Source organism: Thalassobacillus sp. CUG 92003 (genome assembly GCF_013618635.1).
Classification (GTDB): domain Bacteria; phylum Bacillota; class Bacilli; order Bacillales; family Halobacillaceae; genus CUG-92003.
In genome coordinates, this window is the sequence record NZ_JABLSJ010000002.1 from 240938 (window position 1) to 259270 (window position 18333).

Annotated in this window: 15 protein-coding genes and 1 riboswitch; of the genes, 7 read left to right on the forward strand and 8 right to left on the reverse strand. The window is 46.6% G+C overall.

Going from position 1 to position 18333, the window contains the following annotated elements; genetic code table 11:
• Positions 1-286 precede the first annotated feature (286 nt).
• Positions 287-1462: a pyridoxal phosphate-dependent aminotransferase gene (locus HOP45_RS03855; RefSeq protein ID WP_181347588.1), complete on the reverse strand. Its 1176-nt coding sequence runs from the start codon at positions 1460-1462 to the stop codon at positions 287-289.
• A 258-nt stretch (positions 1463-1720) separates the two neighbouring features.
• A riboswitch (SAM riboswitch) is annotated at positions 1721-1829 on the forward strand.
• A gap of 108 nt (positions 1830-1937) precedes the next feature.
• On the opposite strand from HOP45_RS03855, the gene HOP45_RS03860 reads away from it, so the two are divergent.
• The 5 genes from HOP45_RS03860 to HOP45_RS03880 all read left to right on the forward strand — a co-directional run bounded on the left by HOP45_RS03860 (position 1938) and on the right by HOP45_RS03880 (position 8646).
• On the forward strand, positions 1938-2600 hold the full coding sequence (locus HOP45_RS03860; protein WP_181347589.1) for a sulfite oxidase-like oxidoreductase: 663 nt from the start codon (positions 1938-1940) through the stop codon (positions 2598-2600).
• A gap of 83 nt (positions 2601-2683) precedes the next feature.
• A complete protein-coding gene (locus tag HOP45_RS03865) occupies positions 2684-3853 on the forward strand; it encodes an acetyl-CoA C-acyltransferase (RefSeq protein ID WP_181347590.1) in 1170 nt (389 codons plus the stop codon).
• Between the two features lies 1 nt (position 3854).
• Positions 3855-5804, forward strand: coding sequence for an AMP-binding protein (locus HOP45_RS03870; protein ID WP_181347591.1), 1950 nt, complete (start codon positions 3855-3857; stop codon positions 5802-5804).
• A 110-nt stretch (positions 5805-5914) separates the two neighbouring features.
• The gene (locus HOP45_RS03875; protein WP_181347592.1) at positions 5915-7423 is read left to right on the forward strand and encodes a sodium:solute symporter family protein; all 1509 of its coding nucleotides are present in this window, start codon (positions 5915-5917) and stop codon (positions 7421-7423) included.
• A gap of 26 nt (positions 7424-7449) precedes the next feature.
• Positions 7450-8646 carry an acyl-CoA dehydrogenase family protein gene (locus tag HOP45_RS03880; RefSeq protein ID WP_181347593.1) on the forward strand — a complete coding sequence of 399 codons (1197 nt, stop codon included), beginning with the start codon at positions 7450-7452 and terminating at the stop codon, positions 8644-8646.
• A 246-nt stretch (positions 8647-8892) separates the two neighbouring features.
• On the opposite strand, the gene HOP45_RS03885 is transcribed toward HOP45_RS03880, so the two are convergent.
• The 6 genes from HOP45_RS03885 to HOP45_RS03910 form a co-directional block, all read right to left on the reverse strand.
• Positions 8893-10104, reverse strand: a complete 1212-nt coding sequence (locus HOP45_RS03885) for a quaternary amine ABC transporter ATP-binding protein (RefSeq protein ID WP_181347594.1) — start codon at positions 10102-10104, stop codon at positions 8893-8895.
• Positions 10105-10106: 2 nt separating this feature from the next.
• The gene (locus HOP45_RS03890) at positions 10107-10970 is read right to left on the reverse strand and encodes an ABC transporter permease (protein ID WP_181347595.1); all 864 of its coding nucleotides are present in this window, start codon (positions 10968-10970) and stop codon (positions 10107-10109) included.
• Between the two features lie 97 nt (positions 10971-11067).
• Positions 11068-12084, reverse strand: a complete 1017-nt coding sequence (locus HOP45_RS03895; protein ID WP_181347596.1) for an ABC transporter substrate-binding protein — start codon at positions 12082-12084, stop codon at positions 11068-11070.
• Between the two features lie 38 nt (positions 12085-12122).
• Positions 12123-12875: a class II aldolase/adducin family protein gene (locus tag HOP45_RS03900; RefSeq protein WP_181347597.1), complete on the reverse strand. Its 753-nt coding sequence runs from the start codon at positions 12873-12875 to the stop codon at positions 12123-12125.
• A 12-nt stretch (positions 12876-12887) separates the two neighbouring features.
• Positions 12888-13841, reverse strand: coding sequence for a D-2-hydroxyacid dehydrogenase (locus HOP45_RS03905; RefSeq protein ID WP_181347598.1), 954 nt, complete (start codon positions 13839-13841; stop codon positions 12888-12890).
• 531 nt (positions 13842-14372) lie between these two features.
• Positions 14373-15560 (reverse strand): M14 family metallopeptidase, encoded by a 1188-nt coding sequence (locus tag HOP45_RS03910; RefSeq protein ID WP_181347599.1) that lies wholly within the window; start codon positions 15558-15560, stop codon positions 14373-14375.
• A 163-nt stretch (positions 15561-15723) separates the two neighbouring features.
• On the opposite strand from HOP45_RS03910, the gene HOP45_RS03915 reads away from it, so the two are divergent.
• Positions 15724-15930, forward strand: a complete 207-nt coding sequence (locus tag HOP45_RS03915) for a hypothetical protein (RefSeq protein WP_181347600.1) — start codon at positions 15724-15726, stop codon at positions 15928-15930.
• Positions 15931-15968: 38 nt separating this feature from the next.
• Here HOP45_RS03915 and HOP45_RS03920 read toward each other — a convergent pair whose 3' ends face one another.
• Entirely contained in the window at positions 15969-17417 is a 1449-nt protein-coding gene (locus HOP45_RS03920; protein ID WP_181347601.1) for a glycoside hydrolase family 32 protein, read from the reverse strand.
• A 173-nt stretch (positions 17418-17590) separates the two neighbouring features.
• Here HOP45_RS03920 and HOP45_RS03925 point away from each other — a divergent pair, with 173 nt between their 5' ends.
• On the forward strand, positions 17591-18307 hold the full coding sequence (locus HOP45_RS03925; protein ID WP_181347602.1) for an alpha/beta fold hydrolase: 717 nt from the start codon (positions 17591-17593) through the stop codon (positions 18305-18307).
• Positions 18308-18333 lie beyond the last annotated feature (26 nt).

Consider the following 18333-nt stretch of genomic DNA (forward strand, 5'->3'; position numbering starts at 1 on the left):
AGATATTACTGTGTGGCTTTACGGTTTCCCCTTCGTTGTAGAATAACCCTTACTTACATAGCTTCGATAGCCAATATGGAAAGACGGAAGGGAACAACGTAAGTAGATATGAAGTTTGACCTTGCCCGTTGAAACCGGCGTGTTTGGATGGAGCGGTCATTGACTACCTCCCAGAAACACAAAAATGCCGAACTGATTTCAGTGAAATCGTTCGGCATGCCTGTGCTACATTAAGTTTTATTCAAGCCTCTTGTTATCTGATTTCCTCTGGAACTAAACTGTAAGATCAGGAAAAAACATCGAGTTTTTTAATCCGTTCGATGGCTTCTTTCATACGCTCTTCATCGGTAAGCAGTCCGACTCTTACATATCCTTCACCATATTCTCCAAATCCATGTCCGGGAGCGACTAGCACGTCTGCTTCCTTTAGCAATAAGTCCGTAAACGAGGCAGACGTGTAGCCCTCGGGCACTTTAAACCAGGCGAAAAAGGAGCCTTTCGGTGCTTCAACTTCCCATCCAATGTCGTTCAAGCCTTTGATGAGCGTGTTTCGTCTGGACTCATACATTTCATTCAGGCGGTCGACTTCGTCTTGCGGACCGGTTAAGGCTGCGACCGCTGCATCCTGGACGGCTCCGAAAAGACTGCAATAAAGATGATCCTGAATAATATTGATGGCTTCGATCATAGAAGGGTTTCCTACAGCAAACCCGACACGCCATCCTGCCATGTTGTACGTTTTAGACAGCGTATACATCTCTACCCCGACATTTTTCGCTTCAGGATGTTCAAGAAAACTGATCGGCCGTTCTCCGTCAAAACCAATGGCTCCATAGGCAAAATCGTGGACAATGCCGATGTCAAAATCGTGAGCTAATTGGATGGTCTCGTTAAAGAACGCTTGATCGGCTAAAGCACCAGTCGGGTTATTGGGATAATTCAGAATCGCTAGCTTAGAATGTTGTTTAACCTCATCTGAGAGTTGCGCGTAATCAGGAAGGAAGTGTTTATCCCGGGTAAGCGGCATCGTATGAATTTCAGCTTGAGAAAGCGCTGCGCCGGACAAATAATCAGGGTAGCCGGGGTCAGGCAGCAGTACACCGTCGCCAGGGTTCAATAAACATTGCTGCAGTTCGACTAATCCGGCTTTTGCCCCGAATAAGAGAGCAACTTCTGTTTCCGGGTCGAGATCGACGTCGTATTCGCGTTTGTAAAAGTCCGCCACCGCTTGTTTGGCACTATGTTTTCCGCGGAATGGGGCATATTTGTGGTTGCTGGTTTTTTCTGCTGCTGATTGCAGCTCACGGATGATGTGTTCGGGTGTTGGCTGGTCGGGATTCCCTTGACCGAAATTTATGATATCGCGACCTTCTGCTTCCGCTTCAGCAGCACGGTCGGACAGCGTCGCAAAAAATTGCTCAGGCAGGTTTTTGATCAGTTGAGAATATTCAAATGATTTCATGTCAGCACTCCTTCTCGTACGTGTCTATGATTTTTCATGCTATAATGAATCAATCCGTTTGTAAAGGCGGTTAAGCAACACTTGTTACATTTTCAAAAGACAGTATATGACAATCCATTCTTTTCCTTGATTATAGGTATATTATCGCGATTTTTTATCTGTAAACGCATTCATTGAAATAATATTCGGAATATTATTGACATTGCCTCCGTAAATTCGTATCATAGCTTTTAACAAATCAATCGAATACGTATAACACTCTTATCATGAGTAGGCTGAGGGATTTGGCCCTTTGACGCCCGGCAACCGGTCTTTTGACACGGTGCTACTTCCAACAAACAGAGGTGTTCTGTTTGAAAGATGAGAGGTTGAAGTAAATCTTCCGCCTCTTTCTTCTTGAAAGAGGCTTTTTATATTCGCTCTTAAAAACGTATCACTATGTTTACACACCGCTTTATTAAGAGGAGGGACCATCATGAACAAAGCAGATCGACTGAAAAAATCCAAAACACCGCCTAAAGATGAACGTTATGGGGACCGTTTACCTCCCGGACAAGTGCTGACAGAAAAATTCCCGATTCTTCACGTAGGCGATGTGCCTGCCTATCAGCTTGATGAATGGGATTTACGAGTCTTTGGGGAAGTCGAGGAGGAACAGGTCTTTTCGTTCCCCAACTTAATGAACATGGTGCAATCTTCTATCGTGTGTGACATTCATTGTGTAACGCGCTGGTCTAAATTCGATACGGAGTTTACCGGAACCCCGTTTACGGAATTTCTTAAGCATCTGTCTCTTACTCAAAATGCTACCCACGTAAAGGTTCATGGTGATTATGATTATACGGCGAATGTTCCCCTCGCCGACCTGCAGCGGGAAGACGTGATGTTGGCCCATTCCTACAACGGGGAGCCGTTGACAACCAAGCATGGATGGCCGCTAAGATTGGTCATCCCCCATCTCTATTTTTGGAAAAGCGTGAAATGGGTAAGGGGATTTGAATTTCTTCAACAGGATGAGCCAGGGTACTGGGAAGAAAACGGCTTTCACCATTATGGCGATCCTTACAAAGAACAACGGTTCTCTAACGAGGATATGGAAATGCCAATGGATGAATGGAAAACAAGGGATTACGATTAGGATAATAGATAGGTTAATTATACCTTTTGGCTTTGACGCTTTAAACCGAGAAGGTGAGTAAGGATAAACAAGGAGGAATTGGCATGAGTACGGTCATTTTGGAAGGAATCCGAACCCCCTTTGGAAAGTGGAAAGGCGGTTTATCAAGTGTGTCGGCTAAACAGTTGGGTGTGACGGGTGTTAGTGAATTAGTACGAAGAGTACCTGAAGCGAAAGAAGCGGACGGTGTTTTGTTGGCTCAAATTATTCAAGCGGGTCAGGGTCAAAATCCAGCCCGTTCAGTGGCAGCAGCGTCTGGTGTTTCCTGGTCTACCCCGGCAATTACACTCAATAACGTCTGCCTGGCTGGTTTAGCTTCCGTAGCCGATGCAGTCAGACGGATCAGATTGGGCGAAGGGTCGCTTTATATTGTGGGAGGGTTTGATTCGATGACGAACGCTCCCCACGTTGCAACGATCCGACAGAGCCTGGGGGCAGGGCCAGTCGAGTTTACCGATACCTTGATCAATGATGGGCTGTGGTGTTCCCTCACCGATCAATCAATGGGCATTCTTTCTGATGAACACAATGAAACACTAGGGATTCATCGGGAAGCGCAGGATGAGTATGCGCTGAATTCGCAATTACGAGCAAGTCAAGCTCAACAAGAGGGGAAACTGGCAGAGGAGATCGTACCTATTACAACAGAAGCGGGGCAGGTTTCCAACGACGAAGGGATACGGCCGCAATCCTCATTAGAAAAATTGCAAAAGCTTCCACCGGCATTTCGGGAAGAGGGATCGATCACCGCGGCGAATGCCTCGCAAATGACGGACGGGGCAAGCGTCGGAATCGTCACATCGGAAGCGAAAGCAGAAGAACTTGGCCGCACGCCCCTGGCACGTGTAGTGGATTGGGCGGACACAGCCGGACCAGACAACAGTCTTCATACAAAACCGGCTGATGCCATCAAAAAATTGGGGCAGAAGCAGAATCTGGAATTGTCCGAGATCGACTTATTTGAAATAAATGAGGCATTTGCCAGCGTAGCGCTTGCAAGCATCGATGAGCTCGACCTTGATGCGAATAAGGTGAACGTGAACGGAGGTGCGATTGCCATTGGCCACCCACTCGGAGGAACGGGCTTTCGCCTGGCGTTGACGCTGGCTCATGAATTGAAACGACGCGGCGGCGGCCGTGGCATCGCCTCATTGTGTGGGGGAGGAGGTCAAGGTATGGCCGTGTTAATCGAAGTTCCTGAAGGGTGGACCTAATGTGCTACAAACGAATGAAGGCGGGGGAGATCAGTCAATCTGGTATCCGCCGCAACACTATATCGACGAAGCTAATATCACGCAATTTATAAATAAACACAACCTCGCCAGTTTAGCAGACTTACAACAACAAGCGCTCGAAGACCCTGAGTGGTTTTACCCAGCGGTCCTAGAACAACTCGCATTTAAATGGCAGACACCCTTTCAACATGTTAAAGATACAACGCAAGGGACGCCGTGGACCAAATGGTTTACTGAAGGTGAAACAAACATTGTGTTAAGTGCTATCGAGCAGCATGCTATACGCAATGGTGACCATGTGGCGTTGACGTGGGAAGGTGAAGATGGCAGCCGCGCCTCAAAAACCTACGAGCAACTATGGGATGAGATCAATGAATTAGCTGCCGGCTTAAAGGAACTTGGGATTACCAAAGGTGAGACGGTGGGACTCTATTTATCTCCTATTCCAGAAGTCCAAACGGCCTTCTTTGCCTGTGCCCAAATAGGAGCAGTGGTCGTACCCATTTTCTCAGGCTATGAAGCGGACGCCATAGCCACCAGACTGCATGATTGTGAGGCAAAATTGCTCATAACAGCTGAAGGGAGTTACCGCAAAGGGAAGTGGCTCGACATGAAAACAGTTGCGGACCGGGCGATTCAACAAACGCCTGCGATTGAACGCTCAATCATGGTTACGCGTTCTGAAGAAGGTCCTCAGGATTCCTTTTACGTCAATTATCAACACCTCTTGCAGCGTCATCGAGGTGCGCGTCCTGCTACTACTCTGATGAAGACAGATGACCCGTTATTGATTCTTTATACGTCAGGCACGACAGGAAAACCGAAGGGGACTGTTCATTCTCATACAACGTTTCCGGTTAAAGCAGCCCTGGATATGTTCTTTTGCTTTGATGTCAAAAAACATGACCGCGTCTTCTGGATGACGGATTTTGGCTGGATGATGGGGCCATGGCTTTTGTTGGGCACAGCCCTTCATGGCGCATCCCTTGCTATGTTTGAAGGCAGCCCCGACTACCCTGACTGTCAGCGCTTATGGCAGTTTGTCAGTCATCATCAGGTGACCGTTTTCGGGGTGGCCCCAACGCTCATTCGGTTATTTATGCAAGATCAGCAAGGTGAACCGGCCGAGGCTGATGTGGTTTCCCTTCGCATCCTAGGCTCAACCGGAGAGGCCTGGAATGAAGAAGCCTGGTGGTGGTACCTGCAAAAGGTGGGCAAAAATCGCCGACCGATCATCAATTACTCTGGAGGAACGGAAGTCTCAGGCGGTATTCTAGGGACATTTCCAACCCATCCACTTAAGTCCACTGCATTCCATGGTCCGATTCCTGGCATGGACGCTCGGGTGATGGAACATAGCGGGTATGAGGTTCATGATGAGCAGGGAGATTTAGCTATCGGACAGCCATTCTTAGGTGCGACGCTTACATTTTGGAAGGATAGTCAACGTTACCTCGACACGTATTGGAATACCTGGACTGACCTTTGGCATCACGGTGATTTAGTGAAAGTTGATGCAGATGGCTATTGGTACATTCTCGGGCGTTCCGATGACACCTTGAAGGTAGCGGGCAAACGGATTGGTCCATCTGAAATTGAAGCAGCCTTGTTGAAGCATCCGAGTGTGAGTCAGGCTGCGGTAATCGGCGTGCCGCATGCTATCAAAGGTGAAGTGCCGGTCGCCTTTATTACGCTTCGCTCTATGATTACAGGGGCGGATATTCGTGATCATGCCAGGAAGCGGCTCGGGAAATCATTACAGCCTAAAGAAATTGTACCTGTCTCTGATTTGCCAAGGACGCAAAGCGGAAAAATTGCGCGTCGCATCATTCGCAAGGCTTATCTCAATGATGATTTAGGAGATATTTCGACATTGCAAAATCCGAGTGTCTTAAAAGAAATGAGGCAGACCATCATATCATCGTTCTAAAAAGGAGGAGTGGGCATGTTTTTAACATATTGGATTGCAATCGCATTATTTTGGGCAGCAGGACTGGTGATTTGGCAGTCAATCTATAGCCCGGAAAAGGGGAATAAATAATGGAGGCTTTATCCGGAAATATTTTATGGTTTATTGCTAGCCTGCTGGCTGTTTATTTTATATTCGTATCGTGGATTGGTAAACGAGGTGCTAAATACAGCCGCTCCATGAGAGGATTCGCCACTGCCAGAGGCCGCGTCAACCCGTGGATAGTCGGATCCAGTTTCGCAGCAACTTACGCAAGTGCGAATTTATTCATCGGCGTGCCCGGTCTGGCGTATGAATACGGCACTGCTGTGCTTTGGTATACGCTCGGGTGTTTTGGGGTCTCGTGGATCGGATTGCTGCTATTCGCCAAAACATTTTGGAAGTATGGCAAAAGAATGGGAGGCGTCTCGACGCTGCCCGAATGGTTAGGCAAGCGGTATAACAGCAAGCTGTTGCAGGTCATTGTGGCGTTGCTCGTTTTGTTCAACGTGTACTATATCGTCGGGCAAAATGTCGGATTGGCGACCATTTTTGAAACCGTACTTGGTGTTCCCTACGCATGGGGGGTCATTCTCGGGGTCACCATCACGATTCTGTACATCGGCCTTGGCGGAGCTTATGCGCAATTGATCAGTGATGGCATTCAGGGGTTGATTATGGCCTTTACATCTGTGTTGATTCTCGTATCCCTGTTATGGACAGTAGGAGGCGGGTTCGGCGTTTTCGGAGAACTTACGAACCGGCTCGCAGGCATTGACCCTAACCTGGTCAGCCCGATTTCTGAAGGTGGCCCCTACAACAGTGTTCTCGCCATCATGGCCGTTCAATTTTTACTATTCAGCTTTGTATTGATGCCTCATCTACTAAACAAAGTCCTATCCTTGGAAACAGAAGAACAGCTGAGACCATTCACGCTATCGGCCGGACTGACGTTGTTTTTAATCTCGACGTTAATGGTCATCGGCGGGTTGGCAGCAAGAGTGCTGGCTCCTGCACTCGATAGCGCGGACAAAGCGATTCCAGTGTATTTAATCGAAGCGTTTCCGCCCGTCATCGTAGCCGTTCTCATTGTAGGGATCATCTCTGCTATTTTATCAAGTACGGATAGTCTTTATTTAGGTGTTACATCGAGCATCGGCAATGACATCTATAAAGTGATTGCACCGGTTTTAGCTAAAGGGAAAATAGCCAAGGAAACGTTGGATAAACGGTCTGTCTTAGTAGCCAAAGCTTCACTCGTATTCATCGGCCTGGTTACGCTCTATATATCACTGGATCGGCCGGATTCCTTATCCATCTTAATTCAATTCAGTTTCTCAGCTATCATCAGCGGTATTATTGCGCCGATTACACTCGGCTATTTTTGGGATAAAGCCAACCATTACGGTGCGATAGCAGCCGTGATTACAGGCGCATCCTTATACGTGCTGTTTACGAGTCAGAATATCATCGCCAATATTTATTTGGCTATGTTCTTCAGTTCAGTCGCAGGGTTCCTTGTGATGTTTGTAGCAGGCTTCTTAGGCTCAGCATCTTCACATGAATGGGAAGAGAAAGAAGCCCTGCAGAAGAATGCGTGACCAAGCCATGAAAGGTGGAAAATGAAATGGTTTATCACCCCTACGTAACAACAACAAAACAACAGGAGATGCTGGAACGTATCAACCCCTTAGTAGAGCGATTCCACGAACGTGCCGGGGAAATAGATGAACAAGGCCGTTTTCCTTTTGAAAACGTGGAAGAGCTGAAGTCCGCCGGTTATTTATCGTTAACCGTTCCGAAAAAATACGGCGGTGAAGGAATCGATTTATACGATTACGTGCTCTTGCAGGAACGGCTTGCCGAAGGAGACGGGTCGACCGCTTTATCGGTGGGCTGGCACCTGGGAAGTGTTTTAGAAATCGAGGAAAGCAATACGTGGCATCCCGCCACTTTTGGCACCGTATGTGACAAAGTGGTACAGGAAAAAGCGTTGCTTAACCGAGCAGCCACAGAAAAAGGTACGGGAAGTCCGACTAGAGGAGGGATGCCGGCAACCCAGGCCATACACAACGGCAATGGATGGGAGATCTCGGGTCGGAAATCCTTTACGTCTATGGCGGTCGCCCTCGACTACTCGCTCGTCACCGCGCAAATTGAAGACACTGACCGTATCGGTGTCTTTCTGATCAATCATCGTCTCCAAGGTGTGCACGTTGAAGACACATGGAATATGATCGCGATGCGCGGCACCAGAAGTGACGATTTGGTGCTCGATCACGTGCATGTACCGGAAGACGCTTTGGTCGAAGAAGAGAACCAGGCATCAGGCCCCTCCTTGCCCAAAGCCTGGCTGCTTCACATCCCGGCCTGTTATTTAGGCATTGCCCGTGCCGCGCGCAATTACGCAATTCATTTTGCTGAAACCTATCAACCGAATAGCCTGCCTGGCCCGATTAAAGAAGTGCCGGAAGTGCAGCGCAAAATTGGTGAAATGGAGCTATCCCTATTCCAGGCACGAGAAATGCTCTACTCCGTTGCGGCCCGCTGGGTCAATCATCCCGAGAAACGGTACGAAATGGCGACAGAACTCGGGGCCGTCAAACACACCGCTACCAATCATGCTGCCAGTGTGGTCGATATGGCAATGAGGATTGTTGGTGCACGCAGCCTAGCACAGGATAACCCGTTGCAACGTTACTACCGGGACGTCCGCTCCGGCTTGCATAACCCACCGATGGACGATGCAGTCATCAACGCATTAGCAAAACAAGCGTTAACCGAGGAAGAGAAGAATGATAGCCGAACGGCTCGATCATCTTAACGTGAAAAATATAAATTTTTTTCACTCATTTGGTTCTATTTTTAAAAGTTGGGAATAATATAGAGTATAATACTTTATTTCCTCCTAACTTCCATAGAACCTATGTGGAGAGGGCGACAGTCATTGTCGCCTCTTTTCTTGTGGGCAATGAGCAGCCCCAGCAGGAGCCCCCCTAATTCCAGATCAGTACACAAAAACGCCGAACTGATTTACAATCAGTTCGGCGTTTTTGTGATTTATTCTGTGTTATGATTCGCTGACGGTATTGTCTTCCGTTTCTTGTTCAGAGACAAGGCTGGAGAGGACATGGACACGGAGGATCAGGCCTTCCAACTTGTTATTCTCATTAATGACAGCTAACGGAAATTTAGCCTCTAATGCTTTCGGAATGATGTCTTGGACGTATTCTTGCTTATCGATGGTCGTAACATCTTTGATAAGCACGTCTTCAAGGCTCTGCTTTTCTTTAATGCCTTCGACCACATCATCTATGGTGACGATTCCTTGCAAACGGCGCTGCCGGTCCACGACGAACGCGCTTGAAACCCCGTTTTCTTCCATCTCTCTAATGGCAACTTTCAAACCATCCTTAAGTGATACGAGAGCGTTAGGTTGGATCATAATGTTTTGGGCCTGAAGGATTTTGGAGCGGTCAATATCCTTAATAAAGTTTGAAATATAGTCATTGGCCGGTGCTTCCAAAATTTCTTCAGGGGTTCCGACTTGAACAACTTTACCATCTTTCATCACGGCGACGCGGTCGCCGATCTTGAAGGCTTCATTCACATCATGTGTGATGAAGATGATGGTCTTTTTCAATCGATCCTGAATGTCGAGCAGTTCCAGCTGCATTTCTCTCCGGATGAGAGGGTCCAGGGCACTGAACGGTTCATCCATAAGCAGAATGTCCGGGTCATTCGCTAGCGAGCGTGCTAAACCTACGCGCTGTTGCATCCCACCCGATAGTTCATCCGGATATTTGTTTTCATATCCCTTCAGACCAACGTTTTCAATATTTTCCATAGCAATCCGCTGCCGTTTTTCTTTGGAATAGTTTTTGATCTCTAATCCGTATTCCACATTACCGAGGACGGTGCGATGACTGAACAAGCCAAAATGTTGGAAGACCATCGAGATTTTTTCCTGTCGATAGGTCTTTAGCTTTTTGGCGTTGTATTCAATGATATTTTCACCATCAACGTTGATAGCTCCATATGTCGGGTTATTGAGCAGGTTGAAACAGCGAATCAAGGTCGACTTTCCACTGCCTGAGAGCCCCATGATAACAAACGTTTCGCCTTCATTTACTTCTAGAGAAGCATCGTAAACGCCGACAGTGTGATTGGTTTTCGCTAAGATTTCATCTTTCGATACGCCTTCTTTAATCATAGGAATAACAGACTTAGGGCGGGGTCCGAAGATTTTTGAGACGTGTTCAATTTTAATTTTTGGTTCCATAATCAATCAGTCCCCCTGTGTTTTTGGAAACGATCAGCAATGCCGCCTGTCACGCGGTCGATAATAATGGCAAGAAAGACGATGCTGATACCCGCCTCAAAGCCTAATGAAATGTCAATTCGATTGATGGAGATTAATACTTGTTCACCAAGGCCTTTCGCTCCAACCATGGAAGCGATGACAACCATGGCTAAAGCCATCATCGTCGTTTGGTTGACACCGGCCATTATCGTAGGCAAGGCTTGGGGAAGCTGGACTTTTTTCAGCATCTGCAGTTTTGAGGAGCCGAACGATTCGGCTGATTCGATAACTTCTTTGTCAACATTTCGAATCGCAAGCTCCGTCAAGCGAATGACAGGAGGGAGCGAATAAATTAAGGTTGCAAATACTGCGGAGACGTTACCGAGTCCGAAAAAGAAAATAGCAGGAATCAAATAGACGAAACTTGGCATCGTTTGCATGGCATCGAGGATGGGTCGCATCATAAACGAGAATTTTTTGCTGAATGCCATCAAAACACCTAAAGGGATGCCGATGAGTAAGGAAATAAAGACAGATGTCAGGACGATCGCAATAGTAGTAAGCAGTACATCCCATAAACCGAATGTTCCCACGAGGAAGATAAAGAAAGCGTAAAGCGCACCTGAGAATACCGATTTAAAGCGCCATCCTAATAGAAAAATGATGATAAGTAAAACCCACCATGGCAAAAACGATAAAAAGCCTTCAATGCCGTTAATGGTTCTGAACGAAATCACACGAATGAATTCAAACAGGCCAGCGAATGTGGTGTCCAGCCAATTAATGAAGGCCTCCACATAATCCCCGATGAATTCCCAGCGTATTTCAGGAAAATTATTATTCATAATGTCGTTGCGCTATGCAACTGTTCACCTCTCTTATTGTCAGGCTTTAAAAAAGGTGAAGAAGCCAGCCAGTGCCAACCTCTTCACGCATTTCTCATTACTTCATGGAATCTTTTACTTTAGTGGCAACATCTTCTGGCAGCCATTCTGTCCAGATATCTTCATGTTGTTCCATCCACCACATCGCAGCTTCCTCAGCTGACGCGTCGTTGTCTTTCATATAAGCCAGTGCTTCACCTGTCAAGTCACTGCTTGTTTCGTAATTTTTCAAGAATTCCACAACTTCTGGTGCTTGGTCAGGCAAGTCTTTATTTGCTGCGACTACCACGTCATTGGGGGGGAATTCTGTTCCTTTGTTTTTGTTCCATTGCTCTTCGTTATATTCAGGTTCTTCAAGCAGCGTCATATCGTATTTAGCCGTAACCCAGGTTGGCGACCAGTAGTAACCGACCCATGGCTCTCCGTTTTCATAAGCATCCGCAAGTGATGTTACAATCGCGGAGTCAGAACCTGGCAAGAAGTAGTTATACTCTTCTTCCAGTCCGTAGGTGGTCATTTTCGTATCCAAATACTCACTTAAAGCCCAGCCTGAAGGAGCGCCGATCACACGACCTTTGCTTGGATCTTCCGGATCTTTAAAAACGTCCGGGTATTTTTCCAAGTCTTTTACACTCTTCAAGTCTGGAGCCTTCGCTTCAATCCCGCGTTCTTCGTCTCCTTCAATGACATATGTCGGAACCCAAAGACCTTGACGGTTATCATCGAAGTTAGTAGAGAGTTTGACAATGTCTCCAGCATCAGTTGCTTCGGTGTAAAGTTCTTTAATATTATCGGTCCAAACTTCCATGTAGGCATTGATATCACCTTGGCGCAAACCTTGAATGGTTGCGGCCGTTGACCCGGTGGTTACGTCCGTTTCATAGCCATAACCTTCTTCGATGATTTTTTGAGCAATGCTGTTATGGAAACGAATGCTATCCCATCCGGCGTCTGCTAGAACAATTTTATCAATTCCGCTGCCTTCTCCTCCTGAAGTATCACCATTACCGTTATCGCCTCCACAACCGGCAACAACAAGTAACATAATCGTAAACGTCACTATGAGCTTTTTCATGTTATGTGTAATCTCCTTTCGAATAGTTGGGTATGTGTTTAATTCAATAAATCGGGTTGTTCCTTAACAATTCGATCATAAAGCGGTTTGAAGTCGTGCGCGGCTACGTCGGGAAGCCCCATTTGCTTATATGTGTGTTCAGCATATTTCGCTTCGATTGGAATCGGCTTTTGGCCAGACGATTCGACAATCATTTGAATTTGGCAGGCACGTTCCATTGCAATGAACCACCATGCAGCTTCATCGGCAGAATGACCCACAGTCAACAATCCGTGATTACGTAAAATGACCGCTTTATTTCCGCCGAGTGCATCAGCAATCCGCTTTCCTTCCGATGTTTCGTAAACAACACCGGTGTAGTCGTTGAAGAGAGAATGATCCTGGTAAAAAGCACACGCATCTTGCGTAAGAGGCTCAAGCTTTTTTCCTAAAGTGGAAAATGCCATGCCGTAAGGGGAATGGGAATGGGCGGCTGCCGTCACATCCGGACGAGCTTTATGGATAGCTGAATGAATGGCAAATGCAGCCCCGTTAATATCATGCTTGCCCTCTAAAATATTGCCGTCTTCATCAATCCGCATGAGATCGGACGCGGTAACTTGACTGAAATGGACAAGGTAAGGATTCACCCAAAAATGTTGCTCATTTTCAGGATCCCTTACGGTAATATGACCCGCTGAACCATCATTGAAGCCAAATTTTGAGAACAGGCGAAATGAGGCAGCCAGCCGTTGTTTAATGTATTGCCTTTCTTCTTCTATGGAATGGAATGTCGGCGTAAGCTCGTTCATCATAACAGCCTCCTAATAACCTTTTGTTAAATCAACTAAGTAAAGCAAATGATCATTTTGCATGAATGCGTGATAGTTTTCCGCGAATTTGTCCAAACATCGATCCATATACTGAGGAGATTTAGCTGCAACATGCGGCGTTACAATGATTTTGTCGTGATTCCAGAACGGATGCGAGGACGGCAGCGGTTCTTGGTCAAAAACATCTAAAGCAGCTCCCGCAATCTCATGATCATCAATAGCTTGGAGTAAAGCATGATCATCGATTAACGGGCCACGCCCTAAATTGATCAGAAAGGCACTCGGTTTCATGCTGTGATACTCCTTATCACTCATGCAATGGGTCGTAGACTCTGTCACAGGCATCAGCAAAATGACGTAGTCACTCAACTGTAACGCGTCACAACGGTCTTCAAGCTTGTACATATAATCGAACGGTGGTTTCATATGGCCGGTCGTATTCACACCGTACACTGTCATGTTTAACGCTTTGCACTTGGCAGCAATCTCAATGCCGATCGTGCCCGCCCCCATAATGGTTACTGTCTGCCCGTGCAGCTCTTGAAAAACAGCTTCCGTTTCCCAATGGTTTTCATTTTGATACGTTTGATAACGCGTAATATTACCATTAAAATGAAACATCATTGAAAGGGTGTACTCTGCCATCGGAATGCTCTGAATTCCCTTCATATTGGTCACTTGAATGTTTCTATCGTGAAGTTCATCGAAAGGCAGGTGTTCAACGCCAGCCTGAAAAATTTGCACCCAGATTAAGTTGGGCATTTTTGCTATTAATTCAGGCGTTACGTCATGTCCATACGTTATCCAAATGCGGACTTGTGGTAGTAAAGAAGTCTGTGAAGCTAAATCTTCTGTAATATGTTCAACAGGAAGATCAGCTGAAGTCATTGTCGTTAGTTTCGCTAGTTGATCGGATGTAAGATCCTCAGTTGTAATTAACAGCATAGTATATCTCCTTGAATATCCCTGAAAATGACGACATTACTTATTGTATCGCTAACTTGAAAGATAACGAAGGTGAATAAAAGATGAAGAAACGTACTCAACAGGCATTGCACGCTACTGAGCAAAATTAGTGACTTTTTTCATACAATCAATGTCATATGCTCGCGATATATGTCGAATACGCAAAAATTAATCTTTTTTCAATTTTAGTTTTATCAAATTGATACTGATTATGCATGAATCGGTGGTAGCCAAAGGACTCAATTCGGAGGATTGACTTTAATAAGTGCCTGATTTTGGACGATTGCGCGCTCATCTTGGGCGATTTGACATATTATGGGCGATTCTAGTCCCGGCTTGGGCGGTTTCACTCCCCACATGGGCGATTGTAGGACCTCTTTGGGCGATTGTGCCCTCATCTTGGGCGTTTTTTGCCCTCAACTTGTGCGCTCAAGCATTGCGGGGTCGGTTAGTCTCCCCGGCAAATAAAAAACCGCTTCCTTATTAAGGAAAGCGGCGGTCGTACTTTGTTTACATATATAAACTGGCTAGAAAAATCCCGAGCGTTTCTTGATAAATTTCATCAAATTGACTTAAGGGAAGCGGGTTGACGCCTTCTCCGAGCTCTACTGTAAAGCCGGGGCGCTGCCATACTTTGATGAACCAGTCTTTATAACCAGCGAAACTATCGACATATTGGATGGGTTCGTATCCGCTGACACGGTAAAATTCATTCACGATCACTTCTGATTCTGGTGGTTCTAACCCTTCGTATCCCCAGAAGATGACTTCGCCTTGGGTGTGGAAGGCAAGCATCCGGTCAAATTGCCGTTCGCCAGCTAGTTCTGCCATGGCGATGCTTTCAGGTTCTGTTAAGGGTTGATAACCGGGAAAATCGCGTGGAGCTGGCTGTGTAGGTTTTCGGGCGGCTTCGACATCCCATTTTGCCGGGTATTGATTGTTCAAATCGACGCCCCTGATGTTCGCTTTCCAACCTGAGAAGTCCGTGATGCCATTGTTAATCGCGAGGGCTTCTTCTCCGTATCGCCCGGGTGGCGGTCCGTTAAGCGTGAGGTCGACGCCATCGGGGTCAACCATTGGTACTATGGAGAGCGTCACCTGGTCGTAAAATGGGCTGACGTTGATGCCCCTAATGGGCTCCTGGTTGGTTAATGCCAACAAGTAGTCGTTAAGAAATTGCATGATAATTGCCGTGGTGATCCATTCATTGGCGTGAAATGAGCCATTCCAATGGACGATTTTCGGGCCGTTGCCAATTTGCAATTCCGTCAATTCTTTTCCCATAACACTCGATCCGATGGCTTCCTGGCGCATGAACGGGTAGATTTCTAATAGAGTATCGAGGTCAAGGTTGAGCGCTTCGAAATCATACGGGCGATTGCCATTAATTAGTCGTGACGTGACACGGTCGGGGAGCAGGATGGTTTGGTCAACCTGGAGGTTATCGGGGTTAACGTTCGGGTTCAATAAATAGAGGCTGTCAAGTTCTATTCCCTGTCCGGTAGCTAACCGCCAATACGTATCACCAGCTTGAATCGAATAAGTGCGCGTGGTATAGCCAGGAATGATGATGCGTTGACCGATATAAAGAGCATCAGGTGCCACTTGAGGATTTGAATCTATAATCAATTGCAAGGGGATATTGAATAAGCTCGCATAATACCAAAGCGTATCACCTTGCCGTACTTGAACATCCATTTCTCTGCCTCCTAACTATGTCATCATTTCTATTGTATGTTCGTTCGTACCCAGGATGAACACTAATGCGCGTGAAGCTTTCTCCAAATTAAAGGAAAATCTCATAAGTCCTCGAATACGTTATGTAGTAATGAATTTTCACTTAAATGAGGAGGGGGACGCGATGGGGATTATTCACTGGTACGATTGGGTTACGCCCACCACACCGCTAGCATCCGTTATGTTTGGTTTGATTGCCAGTATCATTGTGGGTTTGCTTATATGGAACGATACGAAAAAATGGAAACACGTTGCAATTGCTCTCATGACGGGCGCTGTCGTTTCGGTGGTTGGTGCTTTTCTGCTTAATGTTATCGGTTTTTATAGCTGAAGTATAGAAAAGCTCCAGTGAGGTAAAGGGCTGGAGCTTCAGAGTCTTCCATTCAATGTCCATTTATCAAGGGAGAAGGTGCTCGTGCCCCTGCTCTGAAATATGATGGTTTCGTTTTCAGGCTCAGGAAACAAGCGAGAAGTAAAAACGTGCGCCCCCTGGTTGATGAATAGCTCGAGTGAAGACGTGTCCAAGAAGGCGTGGATCGTATGTAAGCCACTCGATATTTTGCATTGTCTCACTTCCACCTCTTGTTCAATTAAATGAGGGCGGCTCAGAGTGGCCACTTGTTCATAAGCATCGTAATGAAACGCAGCATAGTCGCCCATGCGGATCGTAAAATCGTGCTCTATTTCGTGTAAATGGATCAGCAATTCAAGCGTGGTTCCTGTTACGCCTTCTATTGAACGCGCATCTCTGTTGAGTTGAATGTTTCCCTTTTGAATATGGTCTGAGCGCAGCTTTTGTAATTCGTGTAATGGTTGTTGCAGCACGCACTCTCCATCCCAGGATAACTCTCTTGGAAGCGTCAACGCGTGCACCCATTTATGCTTAACAGTAGGGTGAGCTTGCTCATATTGGTCAGGAACCCCCATCCAGGCGATCAGAATGCGGCGGCCGTGTTCATCTAGCATGGTTTGGGGAGCGTAAAACTCGAAGCCGTGATCTAGCTCGTGGAACGCTCCGTGCTCAAGTTTACCTGTTCGGTCATTCATCGACCCTGCAAAATAGCCGCTTTGATACGTATTATGATAATTCATGCCCTCCGGCTCCAGCCCTTGTGGTGAAACGATCAGGATATCAACATCAGCTAAGCGGAATAAGTCCGGGCATTCCCACATATAGCCAAACGCCTGGAGCCCCTGTTCATAACCGCCTGCTATATTTCCCTGCCATGTCCAATCTGTCAAGTTCTCAGAGGAAAATAAAACGGCCTTGCCGACTAACTCCTCAGTTTGGGCGCCGATGATCATGTACCAGGTACCATCATGCTGCCAGACTTTCGGATCGCGAAAGTGGGCGGTATAGCCATCTGGAACATGGAGGACGACGCCATGCTTTTGAAAATGACGGGTATCGGAAGACGTGGCCATGCACTGATAGCTTTCCCGTTGGTTAGCCGCATTTTTCACATTTCCTGTGTAAAATACATACAGCTCGTTATTATGGTAAATGGCGCTCCCAGAATAGCAGCCGTTGCGATCGAACCAATCGGAGGGAGTGAGGGCCGGTCGCTGCAGCTCCCATGAGACAAAATCCTTTGTGGTGTAATGCCCCCAGAATTTAGCGCCATGCCCCGTATCGAAAGGCATCCATTGAAAGAAAATGTGGTAAGTGCCGTCTAATTGGATCAATCCATTCGGGTCGTTTAACAAGCCGACAGGAGGAGAGAGGTGATAGGTAAGCTTATAAGGATCGGTTTGGACCACGGAATGATGGAGTCGTATTTCATCGTTCGCTGCTTGACGTAAGTTGAAATCAGACATAAGGCGTCCTCCTATTGATCGCTGTAAAAAGCGAGGTTGGTTGTCTGGCAGAGCAGAGCGTGAATAGTCGTTCAGGTTTTTCATTACAGTATCACGAACGTTCCTGTAATAGCAATCCAGAGTATTTAGCACGACTATGAATGATAGAAGACGTATTTTGGAGGTGTCGTTTTATGATTCTACATACTAAAACAATCGGGGCTGGGGAACCTATTTTATTTTTGCACACGGGTTTACAGACAGGAGAAACCGATTTTCTCGAGCAACAGGCTTATTTCAAGGAAAGCTATCAGGTTGTAGTGCCTGATTTGCGTGGCCACGGGCAATCCACCAGTGATGAGCTTAACAATTTTTTGAGCGATTCAGTGAAAGATGTACACGAAACGTTGGAGGCGTTGGAATTGCCAAGGGTACACGTGGTCGGCTGTTCATTAGGGGGGATGGTGGCGTTACAATTTGCAAGAGCTTATCCTGCTCAAGTTAAATCGGTGACGTTATCCGGGATAACGGCTGAAAAACCGCACGATTGGCTGGCATTGCACGAAGAGGATGTCGCCCATCAACAACAGTTATTGCAAGATGAGAAAATGGTAGCGTATATGAATCAGCTTCACAGGGGGACAAATTGGCGGATATTTTTAGATTTAGCGCAGGATCCGGACTGGTATCCATTTAATGAAACCGAAGATATATCCGACCTTGAACCCCCTGTTTTCTTTCTAGTCGGTGAAGCCCAAACAGGAGAAGTGGCATCGGCTTCCATTTATCAAAAGCAACTTCCGCACATCCACGTTGGAATCGTGCCGTTTGCCGGTCATAACGTACATCTGGAGCAAACTGAGATGTATACGCGACTGTTGGAACATTTTTTCAATTCGTTGGAAGAATAACCTTTGACGGAGGCAGAGTCACTTGA